The organism is Aeromonas sp. 84A (assembly GCF_051919345.1).
GTDB classification, from domain to species: Bacteria; Pseudomonadota; Gammaproteobacteria; order Enterobacterales; family Aeromonadaceae; genus Aeromonas; species Aeromonas veronii.
In genome coordinates this window covers 897,501-922,904 of record NZ_JBQBEW010000001.1, presented here as the reverse complement: position 1 = coordinate 922,904, position 25,404 = coordinate 897,501, and the positions used below count along the sequence as shown (strand labels likewise).

Annotated in this window: 20 protein-coding genes, 1 tRNA gene and 2 rRNA genes (1 of these 23 cut by a window edge); 9 read left to right on the top strand and 14 right to left on the bottom strand. The window is 60.2% G+C overall.

Annotated elements, in window-relative coordinates; genetic code table 11:
• Positions 1–120: 120 nt before the first annotated feature.
• Complete coding sequence (locus ACTG20_RS04380) at positions 121–576, bottom strand: hypothetical protein (protein ID WP_194495084.1); 456 nt, start codon at positions 574–576, stop codon at positions 121–123.
• A 475-nt stretch (positions 577–1,051) separates the two neighbouring features.
• On the opposite strand from ACTG20_RS04380, the gene ACTG20_RS04375 reads away from it, so the two are divergent.
• Positions 1,052–2,524 (top strand): C69 family dipeptidase, encoded by a 1,473-nt coding sequence (locus tag ACTG20_RS04375; RefSeq protein WP_194495085.1) that lies wholly within the window; start codon positions 1,052–1,054, stop codon positions 2,522–2,524.
• Between the two features lie 61 nt (positions 2,525–2,585).
• Here ACTG20_RS04375 and ACTG20_RS04370 read toward each other — a convergent pair whose 3' ends face one another.
• Genes ACTG20_RS04370 through ACTG20_RS04360 form a run of 3 tightly spaced genes read right to left on the bottom strand, consistent with a single transcriptional unit; the run spans position 2,586 to position 4,188 of the window.
• Positions 2,586–3,332 (bottom strand): SDR family oxidoreductase, encoded by a 747-nt coding sequence (locus ACTG20_RS04370; RefSeq protein WP_167557691.1) that lies wholly within the window; start codon positions 3,330–3,332, stop codon positions 2,586–2,588.
• Between the two features lie 57 nt (positions 3,333–3,389).
• Positions 3,390–3,635, bottom strand: coding sequence for a DUF3624 domain-containing protein (locus ACTG20_RS04365; protein WP_194495087.1), 246 nt, complete (start codon positions 3,633–3,635; stop codon positions 3,390–3,392).
• A gap of 31 nt (positions 3,636–3,666) precedes the next feature.
• Positions 3,667–4,188, bottom strand: a complete 522-nt coding sequence (locus tag ACTG20_RS04360) for a GNAT family N-acetyltransferase (protein WP_194495089.1) — start codon at positions 4,186–4,188, stop codon at positions 3,667–3,669.
• A gap of 186 nt (positions 4,189–4,374) precedes the next feature.
• On the opposite strand from ACTG20_RS04360, the gene ACTG20_RS04355 reads away from it, so the two are divergent.
• On the top strand, positions 4,375–5,814 hold the full coding sequence (locus tag ACTG20_RS04355; protein WP_194495091.1) for a RimK family protein: 1,440 nt from the start codon (positions 4,375–4,377) through the stop codon (positions 5,812–5,814).
• Between the two features lie 84 nt (positions 5,815–5,898).
• On the opposite strand, the gene ACTG20_RS04350 is transcribed toward ACTG20_RS04355, so the two are convergent.
• Both ACTG20_RS04350 and ACTG20_RS04345 read right to left on the bottom strand, forming a co-directional pair.
• Positions 5,899–7,527: an alpha-amylase family protein gene (locus ACTG20_RS04350; RefSeq protein WP_194495093.1), complete on the bottom strand. Its 1,629-nt coding sequence runs from the start codon at positions 7,525–7,527 to the stop codon at positions 5,899–5,901.
• Between the two features lie 109 nt (positions 7,528–7,636).
• Positions 7,637–9,604 carry a TonB-dependent copper receptor gene (locus tag ACTG20_RS04345; RefSeq protein WP_439987480.1) on the bottom strand — a complete coding sequence of 656 codons (1,968 nt, stop codon included), beginning with the start codon at positions 9,602–9,604 and terminating at the stop codon, positions 7,637–7,639.
• Between ACTG20_RS04345 and ACTG20_RS04340 the strand changes: the two genes are divergently transcribed.
• Entirely contained in the window at positions 9,593–9,853 is a 261-nt protein-coding gene (locus tag ACTG20_RS04340; protein WP_194495096.1) for a hypothetical protein, read from the top strand. The two genes, ACTG20_RS04345 and ACTG20_RS04340, sit on opposite strands and share 12 nt — an antisense overlap.
• On the opposite strand, the gene ACTG20_RS04335 is transcribed toward ACTG20_RS04340, so the two are convergent.
• A complete protein-coding gene (locus ACTG20_RS04335; RefSeq protein WP_005335997.1) occupies positions 9,850–10,107 on the bottom strand; it encodes a DUF2442 domain-containing protein in 258 nt (85 codons plus the stop codon). The genes ACTG20_RS04340 and ACTG20_RS04335 overlap by 4 nt on opposite strands.
• A 259-nt stretch (positions 10,108–10,366) precedes the next feature.
• Here ACTG20_RS04335 and ACTG20_RS04330 point away from each other — a divergent pair, with 259 nt between their 5' ends.
• Positions 10,367–12,331 (top strand): LTA synthase family protein, encoded by a 1,965-nt coding sequence (locus tag ACTG20_RS04330; RefSeq protein WP_194495098.1) that lies wholly within the window; start codon positions 10,367–10,369, stop codon positions 12,329–12,331.
• Positions 12,332–12,422: 91 nt separating this feature from the next.
• On the opposite strand, the gene ACTG20_RS04325 is transcribed toward ACTG20_RS04330, so the two are convergent.
• Positions 12,423–12,893 (bottom strand): Lrp/AsnC family transcriptional regulator, encoded by a 471-nt coding sequence (locus tag ACTG20_RS04325; protein ID WP_005336001.1) that lies wholly within the window; start codon positions 12,891–12,893, stop codon positions 12,423–12,425.
• Positions 12,894–13,036: 143 nt separating this feature from the next.
• Here ACTG20_RS04325 and ACTG20_RS04320 point away from each other — a divergent pair, with 143 nt between their 5' ends.
• A complete protein-coding gene (locus tag ACTG20_RS04320; protein ID WP_194495100.1) occupies positions 13,037–13,567 on the top strand; it encodes a cyclin-dependent kinase inhibitor 3 family protein in 531 nt (176 codons plus the stop codon).
• Here ACTG20_RS04320 and metA read toward each other — a convergent pair whose 3' ends face one another.
• A complete protein-coding gene (gene metA / locus ACTG20_RS04315; RefSeq protein WP_194495102.1) occupies positions 13,568–14,515 on the bottom strand; it encodes a homoserine O-acetyltransferase MetA in 948 nt (315 codons plus the stop codon).
• Positions 14,516–14,659: 144 nt separating this feature from the next.
• Here metA and ACTG20_RS04310 point away from each other — a divergent pair, with 144 nt between their 5' ends.
• The 4 genes from ACTG20_RS04310 to yidA all read left to right on the top strand — a co-directional run bounded on the left by ACTG20_RS04310 (position 14,660) and on the right by yidA (position 19,942).
• Entirely contained in the window at positions 14,660–15,898 is a 1,239-nt protein-coding gene (locus tag ACTG20_RS04310; RefSeq protein ID WP_005336014.1) for an HD-GYP domain-containing protein, read from the top strand.
• 53 nt (positions 15,899–15,951) lie between these two features.
• Positions 15,952–17,100, top strand: coding sequence for a competence/damage-inducible protein A (locus ACTG20_RS04305; RefSeq protein WP_194495104.1), 1,149 nt, complete (start codon positions 15,952–15,954; stop codon positions 17,098–17,100).
• 250 nt (positions 17,101–17,350) lie between these two features.
• Entirely contained in the window at positions 17,351–19,018 is a 1,668-nt protein-coding gene (locus tag ACTG20_RS04300) for a DUF342 domain-containing protein (RefSeq protein ID WP_194495106.1), read from the top strand.
• A gap of 114 nt (positions 19,019–19,132) precedes the next feature.
• Positions 19,133–19,942 (top strand): sugar-phosphatase, encoded by an 810-nt coding sequence (gene yidA, locus ACTG20_RS04295; protein WP_042056408.1) that lies wholly within the window; start codon positions 19,133–19,135, stop codon positions 19,940–19,942.
• A 109-nt stretch (positions 19,943–20,051) separates the two neighbouring features.
• Here yidA and ACTG20_RS04290 read toward each other — a convergent pair whose 3' ends face one another.
• The 5 genes from ACTG20_RS04290 to ACTG20_RS04270 form a co-directional block, all read right to left on the bottom strand.
• Positions 20,052–23,135 (bottom strand): transglycosylase domain-containing protein, encoded by a 3,084-nt coding sequence (locus ACTG20_RS04290; protein ID WP_075116006.1) that lies wholly within the window; start codon positions 23,133–23,135, stop codon positions 20,052–20,054.
• Positions 23,136–23,343: 208 nt separating this feature from the next.
• A complete protein-coding gene (gene tmaR / locus ACTG20_RS04285) occupies positions 23,344–23,661 on the bottom strand; it encodes a PTS system regulator TmaR (RefSeq protein WP_005336024.1) in 318 nt (105 codons plus the stop codon).
• 409 nt (positions 23,662–24,070) lie between these two features.
• A tRNA-Asp gene (locus ACTG20_RS04280) sits at positions 24,071–24,147 on the bottom strand.
• Between the two features lie 95 nt (positions 24,148–24,242).
• Positions 24,243–24,357: ribosomal RNA gene (gene rrf, locus ACTG20_RS04275) — 5S ribosomal RNA — on the bottom strand.
• A 122-nt stretch (positions 24,358–24,479) separates the two neighbouring features.
• Positions 24,480–25,404 (bottom strand): 23S ribosomal RNA (locus ACTG20_RS04270) (it continues 1,965 nt past the right edge of the window).

Genomic DNA, 25,404 nt, shown 5'->3' with positions numbered 1-25,404 from the left:
TGCGCGGACATTGTGCGCCTGTGGGGAGGTGAGGTCAAAAGAGGTGGCAGAAGCTTGCCCATCGGCGGTCGACACTGGCCCATCTGTGCCGACCGGGTAGATCTCAGAACAGCGGCAGGATCAGGCAGTTTTGGCCTCATCTTTGGATGAGCTCTTCTTGCCGGTCAGGCGATCCATCGCCTCCTTGAGCATCGCCTCTCGCTGCTCATTGAGCGGCTTGCTCTGCTCCGCCCGCTCTTCCGGGGTCAGCTTCTTGTTATCGGCAATAGCCTTGAGCTTGTCTTCTATCTCGTTGAATTTTTTGCGATCGAAGCCGAGAGCCTTGTCCACCAGCTGCTGCACCACGCCCCCCTTGTCGGAGCTCATATCCAGCGCCGGCGGCAGCTTGTTGTTCTTGGCCAGATGTTCGTAGGTCAGCACCTGCTGGGCCTGACCGGTCATGCGTTGGGTGGAGAGGCTGACCATCTCCTCCCAGCCACTACCCTGACCGCCGCTACTGGCACTGTTGAGGGTAGCGAGGGCGCGGTTGTTGGATGCGCTTTGGGCAAGCTGCTGGCTGTAGGGTTTGATATCCATGGGGGGGCTCCAATTCAGTGCGCATCTGCGGCAATGGGCACAGGCTGATCCGGTCACATGGGGCGTCAGGCCCCACCATTATCAATTAAACCAGCAAGTTACAGGCCAACTTGTCAGATAGTGCGAGATCCAGAGATATGGCGGATCTCACCACGTCCCCCACGCAAACTGACGTCAGAATCATGACTCATCTGCTGCCGGTTCACGCTGTTTTGGCACATTTCGCCGTCCGCGCACCACGACGCCAGAGAAAAGTCAGGAACCGCAGCTCGATCACAAAATAAACAACCACTCAGGAATACAATTTTGGCGCACATCACAACCAGCCAGCCGTTTCATGGATGATCTGTTCGCCAAACCAATAACAGGCAGACCAATCTGCCGAGCTCACTCCGCTGCCAGTTCGGAGTTGCAGCCTCCCCACACCTCATCCCCTCGTCTGACTCTCACTCACCGCAACCCTTCGGGTACACCTATGAAAAAACACACCTTGAGTCTTCTCTCAGCCACCCTGCTCACCCTGCTTGGCACCAGTGCCGACGCCTGTACCGGCCTTATTGTCGGCAAGGGAGCCAGCTTGGACGGCAGCGTAATGATCGCCAGAAACGAGGATTTTGGCGTCAACAACTGGAACAAGTACCTCGCCTTCCGGCCCGCGCAGCAGAACGAGGGCAAAGTCTGGAAACTGGGCAACGGGCTGGAAGTGCCGATGCCCAAAGCATTTTTCGCCTACTCCGCCATTCACGACTGGGATGCCACAACCAGCGACCCGGCAGGCAAATATTATGAAGAGCGCGGCATCAACGAGTTCAACGTCGCCATCTCGGCCACCACCAGTGCCGAGGTCAACGACAAGGCCCAGAAAGCCGATCCGCTGATCGAGAAGGGGGTCATCGAGGCCATCATCCCCACCCTGATCCTGCCGCAGGTCAAAACAGCCAAAGAGGGGGTCGAGCTGCTTGGACGCTATGTGGAGCAATATGGTGCCGGTGAGGGCAACAGCCTCTATCTGGCTGATGTGAACGAGGCCTGGCTGATGGAGATCGGCTCCGGCCACCACTGGATCGCGGTGCGGGTGCCGGACGACAGCTACGCCATGGTGGCCAACGGCCTGCGCATCCACGGCGTCAATCTCGACAGCGCCGATGTGCTGCACTCGCCTAAGCTGCTGGAATTTGTACGCGAACACAAACTGCTGGATAACGCCGACCCGAAAGATTTCAACTTCGCCAAGGCGTTCGGGGTGATTGCCGACCCCTACAACGTGGATCGGGAGTGGCTCGGCCAAAAAATGCTGACCGCCTCCCACAAACAGGCGACCCGGCAGGCGCAATATCCACTGTTTATGAAGCCGGATGCCCCCATCGCCGTGCCGGACGTGGCCAGGGTGCTGAGCGCCACCTATGACGGTACGCCGCTCGCGGGCAAGGCAGAGCGGCCGATCCGCGTCGATCGCCAGCTGGAATCCCACGTCATCCAGCTGCGCAAGGAGATGCCCAAAGAGCTGCAGGGGCTCATCTGGCAGAGCTACGGCGTGCTGGCCGAATCAGTGATGATGCCGCTCTACAGCACCCTGGAAAACTATCCCCTGCCCTATCGCACCGGCAGCGACAGCTACTCCGACGATTCCGCCTACTGGCAGTTCCGCAGCCTGACCGCGCTGGCCAGCGCCGATCCGGACAAATACCTGCCGCTGCTGCGAAACGTCTGGAGCAAGAAGAGCAACAAGCTCTACAAGGAGGTGGCCCTGCTCGACCAAAGCCTTAAGCAGGCCTATGCCAGCGACAAGGCCACCGCGCTCGGGCTGGCCGCCGACTACTCCTATGGCCAGTTGGAGCAGACCTATCAGATGGCCAAAACGCTGCGCTACAAGCTGATGACGGATCTCACCAAGCGCAGCGAGAAGAAGTATTCGCCGGAGGAGTTCAAGAAGATCATGAGCCTGTAATCGGCTCGCCAACGCAAAGAGGCTCCCAAGGGAGCCTCTTTTGTTTCAGCCAATGCAGCGATCAGCGGCGGCTGATATTGAGCGGGCCGAAGGTCTGGGCCACCGGCATGATCTCGATGCTGTTGATGTTGACGTGAGCCGGCTGCTGGCTGACCCAGAGCACGGTATTGGCGATATCTTCCGGCTGGATCGCCTCCACCCCCTGATAGACGGAGGCCGCCTTGGCATCGTCACCGTGGAAGCGCACGTTGGAGAACTCGGTGCCGCCGCACAGGCCCGGCTCCACGTTGGTGACACGGATGGCGGTGCCCGCCAGATCGGCACGCAGGTTGAGACTGAACTGCTTCACGAACGCCTTGGTGGCGCCGTAGACGTTGCCGCCCGGATAGGGGTAGGTGCCGGCGATGGAGCCGATATTGATGACGTGACCGCGATTGCGCGCCACCATGCCCGGCAGCAGCAATCGGGTGAGCAGGGTCAGACCGCTGATGTTGGTGGCGATCATCTGCTCCCAATCTTCCAGATCCGCCTTGTGGGCCGGCTCCAGCCCCAGCGCCAGACCGGCGTTGTTGACCAGCAGATCCACCTCGCTCCACTCGGCTGGCAGAGCGGCGATGGCGGCGCGGGTAGCCGCCTTGTCCTGCACATCGAATGCCAGCGGCAGGAACTGTTCGCCCAGCTCGTCGGCCAGCGCAGCCAGCCGCTCGGCACGGCGACCGGTACCGATCACCTTATACCCCGCCAGCACCAGCTGGCGGCTGATGGCTTCACCAAAACCGGACGAGGCGCCCGTTACCATTGCAATCATCTGAACCTCCATTATCTCAACCGATATTGTTATTTATGTTGTTGAAACCAATCTGATTTATTCATCGCTCAATTCATGTCCGGTCGCCTTGCGCCAGACAAATACCACCAGATGGAGCAGCAACAGGCCCGAGCCACCCAGCGCAAACAGCAGGCTGGTGAGGGCGTTGACCGAGGTGTCGGCGCCGCACCACCACCAGACTAGCCAGCCAATCAGGCCGATGACGAAGGTCTGGCCAGCGCAGACCGGACAGCGCCCCAGCTTGGCCCTGATGGCGGTGGCAAGACAGTTGTCGCAGCTCATCCTGCTCCTCGATTCTGCTCGTTCAACATGATCAGTTGGCCTGTGCAGAGGGCTTGCGCGCCTGAGTGCGAGCCAGCCTGCGCCGCTCACGCTCCTCGTCGCTCACCAGCGGCAGCACCAGCCGGTGGGCGTGCTGGTCGCGGCCATAGTAGTCCGCCAGCCGCTGCTGGGGACGAAATCCCAACCCCTGATAGAGCGCCAGCGCCTCTTCGTTGGCATCCCCCACTTCGAGGCGAATCGCCCCCCAGCCAGCGGCCTTGCCCTCGCAGATCACCTGCTCCAGCAGGCGGCGGGCCCAACCCAGACGACGCACCGTCCAGCGGATGGCCAGCGCCTGAATGACCAGCCGATCCCAGCCTCTGTGCTCCAGCAGGCAGAGATAGCCCATCAGCTGATGTTTCTCGTCCAGCAGCAACAGGGTGCGCCCCTTGGCGTGGGCCAGCAGATAGTGCCAGCGGCTGCGGCCAAAGGCGACTTCGGGAGGAAAACAGTAGCGTTCCAGATTAACGATGGCGCCCAGATCATCGGTTCGGGCCGCACGTACGGTCAACACGGGGAGTCCTTGTTCGGTTATTTATCCTCAGCACCAAAAATGCGACTTGTATCACAAGTTACCAAGGCGTCATATTAGGCACTGTAACCTCTTGTTTCCCCTCGCGCCATTGTCGTGCTTGTCGGTGCATCGAAGCCCACTGGGGATCCTGCCTGTTCAGGCAGTCTGATCTGTGGAGCCGAAAATATGAGTACCTATGTCATCGTCGAAGAGCTGGGCGACTGGCCTTGCCATGCCGATTATCTGCTGACCGCCCGCACCTATCTGCAACATGGCGTGCCGACCACCGGCGGCCGACCCCGCATCATCAACCTCTGCCGCAATCTGGAGCACCTGAGCGCAGGCTACTACTGCTCGCTGCTGGCCCAGGCCCGCGGCCACCACTGCCTGCCTGGTCTGCAAGCCATCAGCCGACTGCAACCCCAGCAGCCACCGGCCAAGCTGTGGCGCAAGGCGCAGGGATGGCTGGCCCAGCAGAGCGAGGATCGGATCCGGGTACGCGCCATCTTCGGCCAGTGTGAACAGAGCGAGCTGGCGGGGCTGGCCCGCTACTACTATGGCCTGAGCCAGCTACCGCTGCAGGAGCTGACCCTCAAGCGCGGCCGCCACGGCTGGTCGGTACGCCAGCAGCAGAGCCTGTCACCGCTGGCGCTGAGCCCAAGCGAGAAGGAGTTGATGCTGCACCACGCTCAGGCACTGGTGGGGACCGGTGATGAGGAGCAGGCGGCGCCGCTCTACCAGCTCGCCATTCTGGTCGACCCCGATGATGGCCGGGCCAGCAGTGACGGGCTGGCGCTGGAGCGCTTTATCCGGGCTGCCACCGCCCAGGGCATCCGGGCCGAGATCCTGCCACCGTCAGCCATAGAGCGGCTGCCGGAGTTCGACACCCTCTGGCTGCGTGCCGAAACCGCGGTCGGCCACTACACCTTCGAATTTGCCCATCGCGCCGAACAGCTCAAGATGCCGGTGATCGACAGCTCCCGCGCCATCCTCGCCTGCAGCAACAAACTCTATCTCTACGAGCTGATGGTGCGAAGCGGCGTGCCCATGCCGCCCACCATGGTGGTGACCCGCCGCGGCCGCCACCATGTGGACGAGCTGGTACAGCGGCTCGGCCTGCCGCTGATGGTGAAGGTGCCCGACGGCGCACAGGGGCGCGATCTCGCCATGGCCAGCGACGAGCAGCAGCTGGCCCGCCTGCTGGACGAGGGGCTGGGGAGATCCGCCCTGCTGCTGGTGCAGAGCCGGATCCCCGCCGAGTTCGACTGGCGCATCGGCTTTCTCGACGGCTCGCCGCTGTTCGCCTGCCGCCGCTACCGGCCCGAACCCGGCAACCGCATTCGCCGGCGCAAGCACCCCCTCGACATGAGCCGCATCGAGGCGCTGCCGCTTAACGAGGTGCCGGAGCGAGTACTGCAGACCGCTCGCCGCGCAGTGCATCAGCTCGGCAATGGCCTCTACGGGCTCGATTTGCGCCAGCAGGGGCGCGACTGCGTGCTGCTGGAGATCGTCGACAACCCCTGGATCCGCGGCGATATCGAAGACAAGGAGGCGCAGGATCTCTACGAGCGACTGGCCCGCGCCTTCCGCCAGCGGCTGGAAAACCGGGGCCAGAGCACCGCATAACCCCGCCATGACTTTGTCGCCCACAATGACAGAGAGGGCCCCGCGATGGGGCCCTCTCTCATATCAAAGCGTGCTGTGGCTGACTTATTGCAGACGCAGGAAACGCCCGCTCAAGGGCGGTATCTCCACCGTCACACTGCTGCCGCCAATGGCCAGACTCTCCCCGCTCTGCAGATCCACCAGCGCGCTGCCACTGCGCAGTTTGCCCGTAGGCAGGTTGTAGCTGAGCGCCGTGGTGGAGAGGTTGAGCAGGTAGACTATCTGCTCCCCCGCCGTCTGCTTGATGTCACCATAGAGACTGCCCTCGGCCACCAGTTTGACTCGCTCTCCCTGATAGAGGGCGGGGTGGGCGGCGCGCATCGCCAGCAGCTGGGCGAGCCACTCTTTCAACTCAGCCTGTTCGCTACCCGGCACAAAACCGGTGACAGCGGGCACCTTGCCGTCGCTGCGGGCCACATGATCGTCGCACAAGCCCTGCGCCGCACAGTCACCACCAACTTTGGCAGCAAAGCCCGGCACCTCATCGCCAAACTCCTCGCCATAGTAGAAGGTGATGGGGCCGGATCGGGCCGCCATAAAGCTGAAGGCCGCCTTGTGGCGCTGCCAGTACTCGGTCGATTTAAAGTTGCCGCGCTCCAGCAGATCGCCAAAACGCACCAGATCGTGGTTGCCCAGCATCAGATTCGGCATGGCGTGATTCGGGTAGTTCTCCACCTTGTTCCAGCTGGCATCGAGCACGCTGGCCCCCTGCCCGCCCTTGCCGGACTCCTCGACCGCCAGCGCCTGCAGGATGCCGTAGCGCAACGGGAAGTCAAAGGCCGAGGAGAGCGCCGGATTGTCACTGCTGCCGTAAGCCTGGGCGCGAATGTCGTCAGCCCCCTTCCACACCTCGCCCACCATGTAGCCGAGAGTGCCCCACTGCTGACCGGCGACCTTGCGCGCTGCGCTGGCCTGCTCCACCTCGCTGCGAATGGCGCGCCAATCATCCAGCCCAAGCTGATAGGCCTGATCGAGGCGCCAGCCGTCGATACCGTACTGCTCGACCCAGTAGCGGGCCACCTCCTTGAAGTAGGCGAGGCTCTCCGGCTTGCTGTAATCCACCAGTTGGCCGGGATAATCCGCACCGCCGCTGGTGAGGGCTGGCAGACGCCCCTCTGGCGAGGGCTTGCTCACCCCCACCTTGTTGACGTGGCCAAACACCCCGTCGAGGAAGACATAGAGGCCGCGCTGGTGCGCCCCATCCACCAGCTGTTTGAGCTTGGCATTGCTGCCAAAGTTGGGCTCCACGGTGAAAAAGTCGCAGGCGAAGTAGCCGGTGGCATCGAGCCTGTTATCACCGCCTTGCCCCGCGCAGGAGTCGAACACCGGGGTGAGCCAGATAGCGTTGACGTTGAGACTCTTGATGTGGTCGAGACTGTCGATGATCCCCTGCAGATCGCCGTTGTGCTGGGAGGGGCCATAGCCGACGCCGTAGTTGGCACTGCCGTCACCATCGGCAAACGACTCCACCATTACCTGATAGATGCGCAGGTTGCAGGCGGGTTGATCGTCGCCATAGCAGGCACGACTGGCCGTGGCGACCGGAGGGTGGGTGACCGGCGGATTGACGACGGGTGGAGCGCTCTCCCCACCTGAACTACCGCTGCCGCCGCAAGCCGCAAGTAACAGGGCGGCCCCGAGCAGGCCGCCATAGCGTAACGTTCCCTGTTTCATTGTTATGTTCCCGCTGTGAGAGCAGGCGTCTGATACGCCTGTTTTTCACCATGATAGCGATGCTCACACAGCGGTGTCTGTGACTGAAAACGTTATCTGACTCAACTGGTTAGAGCACACCGGCCGAGGCAAAACGGTAGTTGAGCGAGAGCCAGTAGGAACGACCCGGCTCGGGGATGCGGCCGCTCTGCTCGTAGCCCAGCCCGGCCTGACTGCTGTGCACCGACTTGGAGAGGTGCTCGTAGTAGAAGGTGTCGAACAGGTTGTCTACCCCGGCTGAGAGTTGCCACCCCTTGGCAAACTGCCAGGCACCGCTCAGGTTCATGGTGAAGAAGCCCGGGGTCTCGCCCTGATCCTGACCCGCAACGGTACCGGACCAGAGATCTACCCGATCCTGCGCCGCCACGGCGCGTCCCAGCAGGGTGAAGTTCAGCGCCTCATTTGGCTGCCAACCAAGGGCCAGCTTGCCATCGAGCGGTGGCATCTGGGCCAGCGGTTTGTTATCGCTCTGATTTTCGCCATAGACCACCGCCAGACCACCATCGAGACGCCACTGCTCGGCAAACTGCCAGCGCCCCTCCAACTCGCCACCCCGGGTCTGGGCATCGATATTGCGCACCTTGTTCGACTTGCTGTTGTAGAGCAGGTAGTCCTTGATATCGGCACTAAAGATAGAGAAGGTCAGGTCCAGCTCGCGGCTGCGCAAAGCCAGCCCCGCATCCCACTGACGGCTGCGCTCCGGGTTGAGGGTAAACGGGGTAGTGTCCTTGCTGCGCTCCCAGTAGTCCGGCGCACGCTCTGCCTGCCCCCAGGCCAGATAGCTGGACCAGCGTGGCGACCACTGATATTCGTAGCGGCCAACCCCGCTGTTAAGACTCAGGGTATCGCTGTAGAGGGTCTGTTCACCAGCGCCATAGCGGGTGGTCTCTACCCTATCCTGACGGTAACCGCCCTTGTAGCTGTGAGCCCCCTGCTGACGACCCAGTTCGGCGAAGCCGCCCTGCTGCTCGAAACGCAGGGTGCGCTGGCGATCCTTGGTGGCATAGTCGACCCCACTCCGACTGCGGTGCTGATCCCGGTTGCTGTCGAACCCGGCGGTCAGCAGCCAGTCTGCTGGCAAGGCGATGTCGTTGGCCCAGCGCCCGCCGGTATTGCGGCGATCCGGGTTGGAGAGCATCTTCATGCCGCTGTTTTGCCGCAGGCTGAAGTTGTCCATGATGTGGTCTATGTAGTTGTCCCACAGGGTCAGCTCGCTGCGCTGCCAGTGAGTGGTGATCTGCTCCTGCTTGAGCTTCAGCCCGAAGGATTCGCGATCAAACATGGGGCCATCCATGGTGCGATCCGCATAGGCGGCACGGGCATTGCTGCGCTCGGCGGTGAGTTCCAGCCAGGTGTGCTCCCCCGGAGTCCAGCCCAACTGGGCAGTGCCGTTCTCGCGGCGATAGAAGGATCGCACCTTGTTACCGTGGCCATCGCGGTAATCGTCGCTGTCGGAGTGGGTGAACTGACCGCGCAGATAACCATCGGTCGAACCCGCCGTCATATCCACCATCTGGTCATCACGGCCAAAGCTGCCATAAAGGGCCGAGGCATCGGCCTTGAGACCCGGTGCGGTGAACTCGGGTCTGTCCCGCTCAAACAGCACTGTTCCCGCCAGGGTGGCACCCTGCTCTAGGGATTGCGGCCCCTTCAGCACCCGGATCCGGTCAAAGGATTGGGGGAACACATAGGCGGTGGGCGGGTCCATCCGGCCGCCACACCCACCGGCCAGCATGCCGCCATCCATCTGCACGTTGAGACGGGACATCCCCATCCCCCGCAGCACAGGGTCGCCACCGAGCCCCCCTTTGCGCACCATGCTCATGCCGGTGACATTCTTCAAATAACCGGCGCCGTCGGCAGCGGGCATGGGGGAACCGGGCTTCTTGGGATCCAGTGTCACTTCAAGTGTGCTGGCCGGGCGGGTTGCCACCACCACCATGGGATCCAGCTGTTGCACCGGTTCCTGACCGGCAGCGCCGTGACAGGCGAGCCCGCCCACCAGCAGGGCAAGGGGTGTGCGCATATGACAAGCCATACATTTTCCTTATGTATCTGTTTGTTTTGTTATTTTCATTCAACCAGCCAAACCTTTCAGCAAGGGAAAGGTTTGCCGTCAGGCCGCAAAAAAGGCCTGCGGCGCGAAAGCGGCAAGCCTCTGTCAGATGAAGCGAAGGCAAGTTGGCAAAATGTTGCGCAGGTTTTACCCAAGTTGGCTCAGAAAGGCAAACGGGCAAACATTCCAGTAACAGGAATCTGGCGTTGGCTCACAAAAAATGGGGATTAGCTGAAGGCCTCCCGCTCATCGATGGGAGAGATAAGGTGATAGACCTCATGAGCGGATAGCGTGCAGCCAACAGGCCACTCCAGCTGGTGGTGACGGTTGATGAAGACCCGGGCGCAGTGACGCTCGCTCTCCAGCTTTGCAAACAGCGGCTGGGTTCGCCAGGGGGTCAGATCCAGCACCCCCGTGGTGCCATCCGATAACACCAGAAACAGGCGCCATCCCCGCACATACTCGACATCGATAAAGACCGGCATCCCTTCGGCTCCGATTGAGATAATTCGCGGCAATTATAAACACCGGTTCCCCATCCATACACGCTGTGGCTCACATTTTATCCAGCAGATTATGCTGTGCTCATTAGTGGCGCGACATCACATTTTTAGATGATAAATGTGTTAATGCCGACTTTTAACAAACTTGAATGCAACCTTAACCAATTCGATCTGTCATAACCTCACAACAACTAAAAAAACGTCTGTGGACAGACGTTTACAGTCTCATTCAGGAACAAACATGACAGACCTAAAACAGCGACTCGGCCCGTTTTGGCCCTTCGCCGTCTTCTGCGCGCTCGCGCTTTTCTCTCTCTCTTTCAGCCGAATCGCCCTCGGTCTCTGGCAACTGGAACGGGTGGATGCCGTGGCCGGTTGGCAGGAGATGCTGCTGCAAGGGATCCGGGTCGACTTTGCGACCCTCTGCTGGGTCTGGGGTGTCCCCGCCATGCTCACTCTGCTGCTGGCAGGCCGACATGCCATCGGCCGGGGCTGGCTGCAACTGATGCGAGTGTGGCTGACCGTCGGACTCTGGCTGATGCTGTTCCTCGAGATCTCCACCCCCTCGTTTGTCACCGAGTATGGCGTGCGCCCCAACCGCCTCTATGTGGAGTACCTCATCTATCCGAAAGAGGTATTCGCCATGCTGTGGGCGGGCCGCAAAGCCGAGCTGCTGCTGGCGTTACTCTTCAGTGGCGCCGCGCTGACCAGCAGTTGGTGGCTGAGCGGCCGTCTGGTGCGTGGCCTCAGCTTCCCGCGCTGGTATCTGCGTACGGCCTTCGCCCTGCTCATTCTGGCCATAGGTTTTCTCGGTGCCCGCTCCAGTCTCGGCCACCGCGCCCTGAACCCGGCCATGGTCGCCTTTGCCGAGGATCCGCTGGTCAACTCGCTCACCGTCAACTCCGCCTACTCCCTCTTCTTTGCCATCAAACAGATGGGCGCCGAGGAGGATGCCGGCCAGTTTTACGGCGAGATGACCCCTCAGAAGGTGCTCGAAGTCATGCGCAAGGAGAGTGGCCGTCCGGCCAGTGATTTCAACTCTGATCTGCTGCCTAGCCAGACCTTCAACGAGGCGAGCTTCCAGGGTAAACCGAAGAATCTGGTGATCCTGCTGCAGGAGAGCCTGGGCGCCCAATTTGTCGGCTCCCTCGGCGGCCTGCCGCTTACCCCCAACATCGACGCCCTGTCGCAGCAGGGCTGGGCCTTCGAGCAGCTCTACGCCACCGGCACCCGCTCGGTGCGCGGTATCGAGGCAGTACTGACCGGCTTCACGCCGACCCCGGCACAGGCGGTGGTCAAACTCGGCAAGAGCCAGACCAACTTCTTTACCATCGCGGATCTGCTCAAACAGCGGGGTTACGACACCAGCTTTATTTATGGCGGCGAGAGTCACTTCGACAACATGCGCAGCTTTTTCCTCGGCAACGGCTTCACCACCATCGTCGAGCAGAAGGATTTCGACAATCCGGTGTTCAAGGGCTCATGGGGCGCCTCCGACGAGGATCTGATGGTCAAGGCCGACGAGACCTTCAAGGCGCTGCACAAGGAGGGCAAACCCTTCTTCAGTCTGGTGTTCAGCTCCAGCAACCACGATCCGTTCGAATTCCCGGACAACCGCATCGAACTCTTCGAGCAACCCAAGCAGACCCGCAACAACACGGCCAAGTATGCGGATTACGCCATCGGCGAGTTCTTCAAGAGGGCGAAACAGTCCGAATACTGGAAGGATACCCTGTTCCTGGTCATCGCCGACCACGACAGCCGGGTTGCTGGCGCCAGTCTGGTGCCTATCCCCCGCTTCCATATTCCGGGGGTTATCGTGGGCGACGGCATAGTGCCGAGAAAAGATCCGCGCGTCGTCAGCCAGATCGACATGGCGCCGACCCTGCTCTCACTGATGGGGATCAGTGCCGACTACCCCATGCTTGGCAAGGATCTGACCCGCATGCCTGCCGACTGGCCGGGTCGGGCCATCATGCAGTACGACAAGAACTTCGCCCTGATGCGCGGCAAGGATGTGGTGATACTGCAACCGGAGCGCGCGGCAGAAGGCTATGTCTACGATGGTGCCAGCGAGAAGCTGACCCTGGCGGCGCAGCCGGACGCCTTGAAGGAAGATGCGCTTGGTCTTGCCCTGTGGGGCAGCATGGCCTATCAGAAGAGTCTCTATCAGACGGCCAAGGATGAACGCACCGCCGCCAATTGAGCCAACTGTGCTGATTCAGCCGATAGCAGAATGGAAAAAACCGCCAGCAGGCGGTTTTTTCCATCTATTCATACCGTCGGCCCACAGGCCGTTATGGCTGGGGAAAGCAGGGCAGGGAGCGGCTGAACTTGTGCTCGAATACCAGCGAGGTTTCGAGGTGCACCACCTCCTCGCGGGAGGTGAAGTGATCAAAGACGAAGTTGCGCAGGTGCTCGGTATCGGAGACACACAGGTGCACCAGAAAATCATCCTTGCCCCCCATGTGGAACAGACTGATCACTTCGGGCAGCGCCAGAATGGCATCGCGGAAGGCATCGATGATCTGGCGGCTGTGGCGGGCCAGCTGCAGGGAGACCATTGCCTGAATGTGACCACCGAGGGCCTGATAATCCACTTCGCAGTGCGCGCCCTTGAGCACGCCATCCTGCTGCAACTTGCGCACCCTCTCCAGACAGGTGGAGGGGGCAACGCCCACCAGCGCGGCCAGATCCTTGTTGGTCATGCCCGCATCCCGAAACAGATGGGCCAGGATATCCAAATCCAGTTGATCCAGGTTTCTCATCTTAACTCCTTGAACCGCTCAATTTTTTAGACTCTGCCCGTAAACCGGGGCAAACACAACGGCCATTGACATCCCCCCTGCCCCGCCTATCCTTGGCGCCATTCACCGGCCGCAACCCTGCGGCCACCACGCGAGGATCCGCCATGCACCCGTATCACCCCTTCTGGAGCCTTGAGGTTCCCCGTGTCGACGGTCAGCTGCTGCTGACCCCCTGCCCCGGCACCCAGCAGGTGCCGCTGACCCTGGCGCTCGATCAACTGCGGTTGGCCGGTGCCCACGGAGTGGTGACCCTGATGACAAGCGCCGAGTTGATCCGACTCGAACTGGCGCAGCTCGGCCAGCAGGTCAAGCACGAAGGAATGCGCTGGTTCCATCTGCCCATCGAGGATGATCTGGCCCCCGATGCCGACTTCGAGGCTGCCTGGCAACAGGCGCTGCCACAGCTGCGCGAGCTGCTGGGAGATGGCAAACATCTGGTCATCCACTGCAAAGGGGGCAGCGGTCGTACCGGTCTGGTCGCCGCCGCGCTGCTGATGACCCTTGGCCAGCCACAGCAAGAGGCAATGGCCGCCATCAAGGCCCACAGACCCAAGGCGTTTACCCTGGCCTGCCACCGCCAGTGGCTCGACCAGCTGGCCGAGCGGCTGGCCGAGCGGCTGGCGCAGGGCGACTGACTACTTGCCTCCCTGGTCGTAGGTAAAGACCTTGCCGATATCCTCCACCCGATAGCTGGTGAGCTGATAGACGTAGTAGTTGAGCCAGTTGGCAAACAGCAGATGACCATGGCTGCGCCAGCTGGCGCGCGGGGTCTGGCCCGGATCGTTATTCGGGTAGTAGTTGACCGGAATGGCCGGGTCGAGCCCCGCCGCCAGATCCCGCTGGTACTCCCCGTCCAGCGTCAGGGCATCGTACTCCGGGTGCCCGGTGACAAACACCTGACGACAATCCTTGGTCGCCGCCAGATAGACCCCCGCCTCTTCTGACTCGGCAAAAATCTGCAAGTCGGTCTGGGCACGGATCAGATCGCCATCAAACGCCGCGTAACGGGAGTGGGGGGCGACAAACTCGTCATCGAAACCGCGCAGCAGCGGCTCGTGCTCATCGAGGCGATGATGATGATACACACCGGAGAGCTTCTCGCCGTGGGTCTGTTTCTCCATGCCATACAAAGCTTTCAGCGCCGCCTGTACCGCCCAGCAGAGGAACAGGGTAGAGGTGACATGCTGATGGGACCACTCGATGATCTCGACGATGCGCGGCCAGTAGACCACCTCCTCGAACTCCACCAGCCCGAGCGGCGCCCCTGTGATGATCATGCCGTCGTAGTTGTTGCCACGCACCTGCTCGAAGTCGTGATAGAAGTTCTCCAGATGCGCCTGCGGCGTGTTCTTTGACTCCCTGTCATCGATGCGCAGCAGATCCACATCCACCTGCAGCGGCGAGTTGGAGAGCATCCGCATCAGCTGGATCTCGGTCTCAATCTTCTTTGGCATCAGGTTGAGGATGAGCACCCGCAGCGGGCGGATGTTCTGGGTGACGGCCCGGGATTCCGTCATCACGAAGATGTTCTCCTGCCCCAGCACTTCGGCGGCGGGTAACTGATCCGGGATCTTGATCGGCATGCTTACTCCCTGTACTGCATCGGTAAATATGTCTGGACATCCAGAAGCCTATAATAAAGCTCCAGCCCTGTCATCAGATACCTTTTGTATTCACCCCCGCCTTTGACTAGCATACGGCTCAGTGTGTCTCCTGCTTCCAAGATAATGACCGGTATCAAGATTTCCGTAGATCGACTGCAAGTCGGCAACTATGTATCCCTGCCACTGGGGTGGCGCGAACACCCGTTCCTGTTTTCCAGCTTCAAGATCAAAAGTGAAGAAGAGATCGAGCTGATCCGCCGTCTCGGCCTGAAACTGGTCACCATCATTCCCGACAAGAGCGACGTTCCGCCCAAGCCCCTCAATCAGGTACAGCCTCAGCAACAAGAGAGCGCAGACGCCGCCCAGCGTCAGGCCCAGATGCAGCAGGAGAAGGATCGCCGCATTGAGCAGTTGCAACTCTATCGCCGCAACCTGCAGCAGTGCGAGAAACAGTTCCAGCAGTCGCTGGCCCAGGTGCGCAGCGTGATGAGCAAGATCCAGTCCCGCCCCCTCAATGCCATCGGCGAGGCGCAGGAGCTGGTCAACGCCATGACAGAACAACTGCTCTCGGTGGACGAGATGGTGCTCCATCTGGTCTCCGACAGCGAGGATGGCAACAACCTCTACTTCCACTCCCTCAATGTGAGTGTGCTCAGCATGCTGCTGGCCAAGGAGTGTTGCATGACGGCCGACGAGATCCGTCAGGTCGGCATGGGAGCGCTGTTCCACGATATCGGCAAGTTGAAGATCCCGAGCCAGATCCTGCGCAAGACCGAGCCGCTGACCAAGCCGGAGCAGAACCTGATGGCCCAGCACCCGCGCTACGGACTGGATCTGCTCAATCTGGCCAAGGATTTCCCGGCCGAGGCGAAGGGGATCGTGCTCCATCACCACGAATATCTCGATGGCAGCGGGCCGGAAGGGCTCAAGGGTGGCCAGCTCGATCCGCTGACCCAGATGGTGTCGCTGATCAACGAGTACGATAACCTCTGCCACATGCAGGCCAAGGTGCCCTACTCGGCCCTGAGCGGCCTCTACAAGCAGCGCAAGGCGCAGTTCAATCCGGAGTACCTCAGCATGCTGATCCGGTTGATGGGGATCTATCCCCCCGGCAGCGTGGTGCAACTCTCCAACGGTCAGGTGGGGCTGGTGATGTCGGTCAACGCTTCCCGCCTGCTCTACCCCTCGGTGCTGGTCTACGATCCGCGCATTCCCCGTCAGGAAGCGGCCATCATCGACCTGCAGCAAGCCGAACTGTCGATCGCCAAGGTGATCCACCCCAAACGGCTGCCGCCCGCCGTGTTCGAGTACCTCAATCCGCGTACCCGGATCAGCTACTACTTCGAGCACAACAAAGCCTGATTGTGTTGGCCCGAGGCCAACCGTTGCCAACCGTTTAATCCAAGGAGCCTGCCATGCGTATCGAGATCATCAGTACCGGAGACGAAATAGTGACGGGTCTGGTGGTGGATACCAATGCAGCCTGGCTCAGCGCTCTGCTGCTGGAACAGGGGTGGCAGGTGCGCCGTCGCCTGACGGTGGGTGACAACCTCGCCGACCTGAAAACGGTGCTGCAAGAGAGTGCCAGCCGCGCCGAGGTGGTGCTGGTGTGTGGCGGGCTCGGGCCCACCGCCGACGACCTGACCGCTCAGGCCGCCGCCGAGGCCTTTGACCAACCGCTCACCCTCTTCCCCGACTGGCTCGCTGCCATCGAAGCGCGCTACGCCAGCCGTGGCCGCCCCATGGCACAAAGCAATGCCAAACAGGCATGGCTGCCACAGGGGGGCGAAATCCTCGACAACCCGGTTGGCACCGCCTGCGGCTTTGTGGTGCGAAGTGGCCAGAGCCAGCTCTTCTTCACCCCGGGCGTGCCGTTCGAGTTCAAACAGATGGTGCGCGAGCAAATTCTGCCGCGCCTCAAACAGCTGGCTGGGTTACAGATCGGTACCGAGCTGCGTCGCTTTTACACCTTCGGCATCTCGGAATCAGCCCTCAGCGATATGCTGGATGCCGAACCCTGGCCCATGGGTATCGAGCTGGGTTACCGCTCCTCCATGCCCCTTATCGAGCTGAAACTGATCGGCCACGGCGCCAGTGCCGCTGATATGGAGAGTGCAGAGCGCCGACTGCTGGATACGATCCGCCCCTGGCTGGTTGGCAGCGGAGATACGGAACCGGCGCAGCAGATCCTGGCGCTGCTGCAAGGCAAACCGCTGGCTCTGCTGGAGGGGGAGAGTGGCGGTGCGCTGCTGGCGCTTTGTCACGGCCATCCCCGGCTGGAGGCCAACTTCAGTACGCAACTGGCCGATGAGCTGGCGCAACTGCCGACCGCCGATGCGGGCCTGCAACTGACCATAGGGCGAGAGGGCACAGAGGGGGTGCCACTGCTGCTCAGCGCCGATGGCATGCACATCGGTCAGACGGTCAAGGTCAGCCACCCCGACCCGGAGAGCCGCCGCAAGATCCTCGCCTTTGCCGCCCTCGACATGCTGCGCCGCCATATGCTGGGTGAGCCGGTACTCGGCGATTACCTCACCCTGGCCAGAACAGCCCAGCGCAGCTGATAACTACCGCCCCTGCCAGCGACCCTATGTTGCTGGCGCTGCGATCCGACTTTTCACGCCATTGCCAAACAGCACCCATATTTATCCGGCCGCCATCACCGATTTAACTTCAATTCATTGACCATTCAGAGGAAATATCTGAATACTGCCCACTCTCAGGGTTGGTGACTCGCTTTATTAATCATTGAGAGATTAAATGACAGTAGAGGAGCGAGCCGATCGTTCTGTTCTCATCCAGCAAGGAGATGCGGTGTTAAGCAAAGAGTGGTTGCTGCTATCAAGCGATATGGAACTGGTCTGCCTGCGGATTGCCGCCGGTCTCACCAAACCTGTCACGGAACAGGATGTGCAGGCTCTGCTGCTCGCTTCCAACTGTCGCCGCTATCAGCCGCTGCCCGAGGGGATCAAACAGGCTATCAGCCTGCTTAATACCCTGCTCACCAACCCTGCCGCCCCCGTCCCCGCCAGCCCCATCCCTGTCGGCAAGCGTCAGGATGCCCGACTCGCCGTAATAGTGGAGAAGGATCGCATGAGTGCCATCGCCCAGATCACTGCCGACTGGGGAGGCAAGTATGTGACGCTGGAACAGCTGAAAGAGGCGATCGCCATCAGCGAAATCAAACAGGGGGTGAGTGAGCAACTGCTCACCGCTGCCATCCAGTCGGCCAAGGAGGCCGCCCCCGGCAGTCAGCTCAAGCTGGTGATTGCCAACGGCCAGCCAGCCGTCAATGGTCAGGACACTCGCTATGAGCGGCTGGTGGAGACCCCGGCCGAACGGATCCTCAAACCGCAGGAGCTGGGTCATGGCAAAGTCGACCTGCGGGATCTCGGCTCCATCGTCACCGTCAAGGCAGGCGCTCCGCTGATGCGCCGCCATCCAGCCACCGTCGGGGTGCCCGGTTTTACCGTGACCGGTCAGGATCTGCCCGCCAAAGATGGCAAAGACAGCCCGATGAGTGCTGGCGAGGGCACCTTCATCTCCCCCGACGATCCCGACCTGCTGATTGCCGGTCGGGCTGGCCTGCCCTGTCAGGAAAAAGCAGGCATGAAGGTGGACGAGGTGCTCAGCGTCAAACAGGTGGATGCCCGCCACGGCCACATTGATTTTGAAGGGGGCTTAATCGTCAGCGGCGACGTCAACCCGGGCATGAAGATCAAGGTCAGCGGTGACATCGTCATCGGCGGCTTTATCGAAGGGGGCTGGATCGAAGCCGGGGGCAGCATCACGGTACGCCACGGCATCATTGGCCGCCGCAACGAGCAGGGGGAGTACCTTTGCCAACTCAATGCGCAGGGGGAGATCCACGCCAGCTACGCCCAGTATGCCCAGCTGGAAGCGGGGGGGGATATCCAGATCCAGAGCCAGCTCAGCCACTGCTACTCCCGCAGCGGACAAGACATCAAGGTGGGCGATAGCAACATGCGCAAAGGCACTCTGCTGGGGGGCACCAGCATTGCCAATCGCCTGATCATGGCCCCCAGCCTGGGGGCCGAGGCAGCCAACCATACCCGGCTGCAGATCCTTGGCGGCTACTTCACCCACAAGGAGCAGGAACACCAGCTCAAGCTGCGCCAGCAGGCGTGTCAGGCCCAGCTGGAGAAAATCAAGGAGCTGGTCATGAAGTTGCTGCAACTGCCCGGCGACAAGCGCAATCCGGATACCCTGCGCAAGCTCAAACCGATCCGGGACCATCAGCTGGCCGAACTGGCCCAGCTCGATGAGCAGCTCACCGCCAACCAGGAGGAGCTGCGAAACTTGATGGCTCAGATGGAGGTCATTGCCACCCAGCACCTCTACTCCGGCATCGAGGTCGAGATGGCCAGCTTCAAACGCAAGGTTACCATTACCCGAGGCCCTACCCGTCTGACCATCCATGATGAAACCCTGGAGATGACCCCTTACGAGGGACACAAATAGCTCAACCGGCACGGCCCCATCGCTGAACCGGTCGTGATCCCGCCGCCGATTTTCGCTACACTCGCCACTTCCTTGGCCCCACCGGGCGGGCCACCCAGACTCAGGTAGTGAGAGATGTACAAGCTGATCGCATTGGATATGGATGGCACCCTGCTCAACCCGCAGGGCCAGATTACTCCCCGCACCCACGCCGCCATCAGTGCCGCGCGCGCTAAAGGGGTAACCGTAGTACTGGCCTCCGGCCGCCCGCTGGAAGGGATGAGTCGCTATCTGGAAGAGCTCGGCCTCACCACAGAGCATGACTACGTCATCTGCTACAACGGCGCTCTGGTGCAACAAGTGGCCGATCAGCGCATCATCCGCAGCCAGCTGCTGACCGGCAGTGACGCCAGCGCCGTCGCCAAACTGGCTGACGAGCTGGAGGTGAACGTCCACGGTTTCTCGGTGACCCGTGGCCTGATCAGTCCCCGTGTCAGCACCTACACCGAGCACGAATCCCGCCTGATCGGCATGCCGATCAATCTGATCGACTTCGCCACCCTGCCTGCCGACGAGCAGATCATGAAGGTGATGATGATCGACGAGCCGCCCCAGCTCTCCCGCGCCATCGAGCGACTGCCTGCAGAGCTCTATGAACGCTATACCGTGGTACAGAGCGCCCCCTTCTTCCTCGAGTTCATGAACAAGCAGAGCAACAAGGGAACAGGCGTGGCCGCGCTGGCCGAGCACCTGGGCCTGACCGCCGATCAGGTGATCTGCGTCGGGGATGCGGGCAACGATCGCCACATGATCGAATACGCAGGCCTCGGGGTTGCGATGGGCAATGCCACCGACGAGATCAAGGCGCTCGCCCAGCACACCACTGCCCGCAACGATGAAGATGGCGTAGCTCAGGTGATCGAGCAGTTCGTACTGAACGCCTGATCGCAATCGAGCGCTGCTGCGTCCGATAAGGAAATAAAAACGGGGAGGCTGTCAGCCTCCCCGTTTTTTCTGGTTAGTTATCTGCGTGATGAGCGTTAATTCGCTCGCATCACTGGTTCGCCAGACACTGGGTATGGGAACCCGGTTGCAGGTAAGGCGTCAGCAGGGGAGCCATCCCCTTGAGCACCTGCACCGGCAACGCCGAGGTGAAACGGAACTTGTCAGACTGGCTACCCGGTACATAGGCGGTCAGGGTACCGAAGTGATCCTCACCCAGATAGAAAACGAAGGTCGCGGTGCGGTTGCGCGCCAGTGAGCTGGTCACGTTGCCATAACGACCCACGGTTTCAATCCGGTTATCCCCGGTTCCGGTCTTGCCCCCCATCTGCAGCACAGTGCCATCCGGCAGGGTAAAGGCACCGGCGATACGTCTTGCCGTGCCCCCTTCAACCACCTTGGAGAGCGCACTGCGCAGGGCGGCCGCCACCTCTGCTGGCATCACCCGGGTACCCTCGGTGTGCTGCGGCTCAAACTCGGTCTCGAAGGGCGTCCCCTTGGCAAACGAGAGGTGCTCGATACGCAAAGTTGGCGAGCGGACACCGCCATTCTGGATAATCCCCATCAGCTCGGCCAGTGCAGCCGGACGATCGCCGGAGCTACCCAACGCGGTCGCCAGCGAAGGCACCAGATGGTCGAACGGATAACCCAGCTTGGCCCAGCGCTGATGGATATCGAGGAAGGCTTCAACCTCCAGCATGGTGCGGATCCGGCTGTCACGGGCACTGCGATGACGGGTCTTGAACAGCCAGCTGTAAACCTCTTGCCGCTCGTCACGACTGGCCGCCACCGCGTCGGCAAAGGTCGCCTTGTCGAACTCCTTGAGATAGGCCAGCAGCCACAGCTCCAGCGGGTGCACCCGGGCGATGTAGCCCTGATCCGGCAGTGAATACTTGCCCGGGCCATAGCTCACATAGAGCTGATTGACCCGCTTCGCACTCAGCTTCTCCCGCGGCAACCGCTCCGCCAGGAAGGCAGCAAATGCGGCTTCGCTGGCTTCCGGCATCAGGTAGCGGTGAACCGCCGCCAGACGTACCGCACTCGGCTTGAGACCGTCGAGGAAGGTATCGAGCTGCTCCTCGGGAGTCTTGCCGCGATATTTGCGCCAGAAGCGCAGCAGATAGGTCTGCCCCTCTTTGTCGGCAAATTTAGCCAGATACTCCTGACGACGGGGATCCTTGTCATCCTTCAGCAACTGGGCACGGTTGCCCTCCTTGTAGAGGCTGTAGCGCACGATATCGCGCATCAGCCGCACAAAGGGCAAGTTAATCGACTCACGCAGAGAGTCACGCAACGTCGGAATACGATTGTTATCCTCGCGGCGGAAGTTGTTGAAGGTGTGCATGCCGCCACCGGTAAAGAACCCTTCGTTGGGGCTGGCGGAGTATTTGCGATCCAGCGCCGCTTCCAGCATTACAGGCAGGCTCTTGTCCTGAGCAGTCATCAGATAGGAGATGGCCCAGCGGCTGAGGTTGTCCTGAGAGACGGCAGCCAGCTTGCGCAGATTCTCGACCGGCATCCCGGCATAGTTGTCGTGCAGCTCGGCCACGATCTCCAGATAGGTAGTCAGCACCCGCAACTTGGCGGTTGAGCCCAACTCCAGCTTGGAGCCTTCATTGATATCAAACGGCTGATCGGTGTTGTCGGTCTGTACCCGCACCTTGAACCCTTCCGGCGATTTCTCGAACAGGGTGAAGCTGTAGCGCACATCGCCCGTCTTCTCCGGCGAGAGCAAGCGCTCACCAAACAGTCCCACCTGAGCGGCAAACGTCGGGTCGGCCAGCTGTTGCAGATAACGGGAGATTTCGTTCTGCAACGGCATGTTGAGGCTGGTATCGGCGGTCAGATCCATCCGGTCGAGGTCATAGAGCTGCACCCCGAGCTGACGGCTCAGGCGAGTACGGGCAACCTGCAACCCCTTGTTATTGTTCACCCGGGTGATAGCCGGGGACTGCAGGAAATCACGGAACGTAATCTTGGCCTTGAGCGCCGCCTCCATCAGAGGTGGCGTGATCATTCCCTCCTGCACAAACAGGCGCAGGTAGCTGTCGGTCAGGGTAGCCAGCGCCTCTCGCCCCTGAGCCAGATAGTAAGAGGGACGGCGGTGCGCAATCATCAGCGAGACCACCTGACGCAGGGCAAGCCCCTGTTCGGCCAGCGGTGCGTTCTGGTTGCGGGCGGGGTCCAGCAGACGGTTCACGTCATCGACATTGGCACCAAACCAGACCCAGAGGCCATCTCCCAGACCATGCACTTCACCATATCCTGGCGCAGCCGAGAGCGGCACCGAGTTGAGATAGGCCCAGGCGACCAGTTTGCGCGCTTCGAGGGTTTCCGGCCCGAGACGATAGGCCCGCACGCTGGCAGAGGCCATCTGACGGATCTTCTCGGTCGGCGACAGGGTCAGGCCATCCGGCGAGTGGCGATACTTCTCCACCTGGGTCGCCAGGGTACTGCCACCGGCAGATTGATCCTGCATATCGAGCGCCTTGCCCACTTGAGAGAGCGCGGCCTTGGCAAAACGGGGCCAATCGACCGCCGGGTTGGCCAACGGCTCTTCGTTGCTCAGCAGATCGCGGTTCTCGATAAAGAGCAGCGACTGGATGACGAGCGGTGGAATGGAGTCAAAATCCGGATAGTGATGGGTCGGATACTTGAATTGATAGAAGGGCTCGGCGCGGCAATCGTGCAGCGTCAGTCCGGCCTGCACCTTCTCGGTATAGGGCACGAAGAAGCCACGACTGGCGTAGTCATAGAGCGCGTCGGAGAAATGCACCTGCTTGCTGACTTCATAGCCCCGCTGCAGCAGGCGCTCCTGCATCATCGGCAGTTGCACATAGCCGAGCCGCTTGTCGAACGGGCCATCCTCAGGGAAAGCGATCTGCTTGCTCTGGCCTGGCTCGACCTGATAGGTGAGCTTGGCGGCATAGCGGGAGATCTCCTGAGATTGCAGCTTCGAGGTTTTCATCTCATAGCCAACCAGAGCGATCACCGCCCCCAGGCACAATAAAAAGAGAAAACAGAACAGCCAACGCCACCAGGGACGACGCTTACGCTTTGGGTTCCCGTCCGAGGTCTGGACAGATGAATCTTGAGATGCCACTTGTGTCAAATCCGTCTGTTCTGATGCGCCCATATCAGCCCCACCATGGTTGCGCAATTTATTGTGTTTCACTCAAGCTTAGTCTTTTCAAGTCAATGGCTTGAAACTATTGACCGCTTTGTGGTGATGGTAACAGGGCAATTCTAAAAAGGGGAGCCGATTGTTGCAGGAGTGGCAGAGATCCGAGCTGATAACAAAACACCGGCCAGTGGCCGGTGTCTCTTAAGCGAAAGCTGAACGCTTATTTGTGAGAGCTCATGCCCTTCAGTTTGGTGCTCAGCTCTTTACGCTCTTTGGAGAGCTCGGCGTTCTTGATGATGTGATCATCCACGCGTTCTTCATAGTCGGCACGCATGTTGGCAATGATCGCCTGCACATCATCAATGCTCATGCCCGGCTTGATGTAGTCGCTCAGGTTGTCGAGCAGCAGCACGCGCTTCTGGTTGTCACGGATCTTCTTCTCGTTATCCGCAATTTCACGCTTGAGTTTGTTCTGGCGACGGGACATACGCACATATTCCAGTACATCGCTGAAGGTGGACTTGTTTACTTGTTCCATATCGATACCACTGACTTAAGGTTGATAAAACTGGCCAAGTTACACCTGGAACCCGGCAAACTCGGCGCGGGACAGGCAAACTCAAGATGCCCTTACTCTACCGAGTTATAAACGAGATACAACCCTAATCGCGCACCATGAACAGAGTTTGGCCAAAAGTAAACCAGTTAAAATGGCCAGTAATCGATCAGATAAGGGCTTGATATAGATAGAAAATGGTGGAGGTGACAGGGTTTTAGTTCTCTTCCTGCAGATAAATGCTAACACTGGCTGTTTAACACGCTAAAAACACAAAGCCCGGTCATGAAGCCGGGCTTTGTGTTGGTTTCGATGTGCAAATATGTGGGTCTTATGGACAAAACCGCCCATAGCAAAAAGGCCTTCCCATCAGGGAAGGCCTTCAAATTAGTGGCGGAGCGGACGGGACTCGAACCCGCGACCCCCGGCGTGACAGGCCGGTATTCTAACCGACTGAACTACCGCTCCGCATTCGGTTAGCTTTCGCTAAATCTTTTGCTGCTTCTTCTGAGGTGTCATCCTCGCAGCCGGCTATGTGTTTTCACATCACCGTTTAATTGGGTGCCTGGCAGTGTCCTACTCTCGCATGGCGAATGCCACACTACCATCGGCGCTACCGCGTTTCACTTCTGAGTTCGGCATGGGATCAGGTGGTTCCACGGCGCTATGGCCGCCAGGCAAATTCTTCAATCTGAGAAAGCTGACGTGAGTAGTGATGTTGCGCTTGGCTTGTCACTATCACTGAATTTGAGTAGTTCGTTCTATTTGCTACAAGCCTTAGAACACTTCTTGGGTGTTGTATGGTTAAGCCTCACGGGTAATTAGTACGGGTTAGCTCAATGCATCGCTGCACTTACACACCCCGCCTATCAACGTTGTGGTCTCCAACGGCCCTTTAGGACCCTCAAGGGGTCAGGGATGACTCATCTCAGGGCTCGCTTCCCGCTTAGATGCTTTCAGCGGTTATCGATTCCGAACTTAGCTACCGGGCAGTGCCACTGGCGTGACAACCCGAACACCAGAGGTTCGTTCACTCCGGTCCTCTCGTACTAGGAGCAACTCCCTTCAATCATCCAACGCCCACGGCAGATAGGGACCGAACTGTCTCACGACGTTCTGAACCCAGCTCGCGTACCACTTTAAATGGCGAACAGCCATACCCTTGGGACCGACTTCAGCCCCAGGATGTGATGAGCCGACATCGAGGTGCCAAACACCGCCGTCGATATGAACTCTTGGGCGGTATCAGCCTGTTATCCCCGGAGTACCTTTTATCCGTTGAGCGATGGCCCTTCCATTCAGAACCACCGGATCACTATGACCTACTTTCGTACCTGCTCGACCTGTCCGTCTCGCAGTTAAGCTGGCTTATGCCATTGCACTAACCTCCTGATGTCCGACCAGGATTAGCCAACCTTCGTGCTCCTCCGTTACTCTTTGGGAGGAGACCGCCCCAGTCAAACTACCCACCAGGCACTGTCCGCGAGCCCGATTCAGGGCCCTGCGTTAGAACATCAAACATACAAGGGTGGTATTTCAAGGACGGCTCCAGCGCAACTGGCGTCACGCCTTCAAAGCCTCCCACCTATCCTACACATGTAGGTTCAATGTTCAGTGCCAAGCTGTAGTAAAGGTTCACGGGGTCTTTCCGTCTAGCCGCGGGTACACCGCATCTTCACGGCGAATTCGATTTCACTGAGTCTCGGGTGGAGACAGCATGGCCAT

Bases quoted from the DNA above. Each gene is read 5' to 3' on its own strand.
- ACTG20_RS04350 (WP_194495093.1), bottom strand. From the start codon at position 7,527: ATGAAACAGGGAACGTTACGCTATGGCGGCCTGCTCGGGGCCGCCCTG.
- metA (WP_194495102.1), bottom strand. From the start codon at position 14,515: ATGCCGATCAAGATCCCGGATCAGTTACCCGCCGCCGAAGTGCTGGGG.
- ACTG20_RS04370 (WP_167557691.1), bottom strand. From the start codon at position 3,332: ATGATTGCAATGGTAACGGGCGCCTCGTCCGGTTTTGGTGAAGCCATC.
- ACTG20_RS04365 (WP_194495087.1), bottom strand. From the start codon at position 3,635: ATGAGCTGCGACAACTGTCTTGCCACCGCCATCAGGGCCAAGCTGGGG.
- ACTG20_RS04335 (WP_005335997.1), bottom strand. From the start codon at position 10,107: ATGCCGGTCTTTATCGATGTCGAGTATGTGCGGGGATGGCGCCTGTTT.
- ACTG20_RS04320 (WP_194495100.1), top strand. From the start codon at position 13,037: ATGCACCCGTATCACCCCTTCTGGAGCCTTGAGGTTCCCCGTGTCGAC.
- ACTG20_RS04305 (WP_194495104.1), top strand. From the start codon at position 15,952: ATGCGTATCGAGATCATCAGTACCGGAGACGAAATAGTGACGGGTCTG.
- ACTG20_RS04355 (WP_194495091.1), top strand. From the start codon at position 4,375: ATGAGTACCTATGTCATCGTCGAAGAGCTGGGCGACTGGCCTTGCCAT.
- ACTG20_RS04345 (WP_439987480.1), bottom strand. From the start codon at position 9,604: ATGGCTTGTCATATGCGCACACCCCTTGCCCTGCTGGTGGGCGGGCTC.
- ACTG20_RS04340 (WP_194495096.1), top strand. From the start codon at position 9,593: ATGACAAGCCATACATTTTCCTTATGTATCTGTTTGTTTTGTTATTTT.
- ACTG20_RS04375 (WP_194495085.1), top strand. From the start codon at position 1,052: ATGAAAAAACACACCTTGAGTCTTCTCTCAGCCACCCTGCTCACCCTG.
- ACTG20_RS04380 (WP_194495084.1), bottom strand. From the start codon at position 576: ATGGATATCAAACCCTACAGCCAGCAGCTTGCCCAAAGCGCATCCAAC.
- ACTG20_RS04310 (WP_005336014.1), top strand. From the start codon at position 14,660: ATGACCGGTATCAAGATTTCCGTAGATCGACTGCAAGTCGGCAACTAT.
- tmaR (WP_005336024.1), bottom strand. From the start codon at position 23,661: ATGGAACAAGTAAACAAGTCCACCTTCAGCGATGTACTGGAATATGTG.
- ACTG20_RS04290 (WP_075116006.1), bottom strand. From the start codon at position 23,135: ATGGGCGCATCAGAACAGACGGATTTGACACAAGTGGCATCTCAAGAT.
- ACTG20_RS04330 (WP_194495098.1), top strand. From the start codon at position 10,367: ATGACAGACCTAAAACAGCGACTCGGCCCGTTTTGGCCCTTCGCCGTC.
- yidA (WP_042056408.1), top strand. From the start codon at position 19,133: ATGTACAAGCTGATCGCATTGGATATGGATGGCACCCTGCTCAACCCG.
- ACTG20_RS04325 (WP_005336001.1), bottom strand. From the start codon at position 12,893: ATGAGAAACCTGGATCAACTGGATTTGGATATCCTGGCCCATCTGTTT.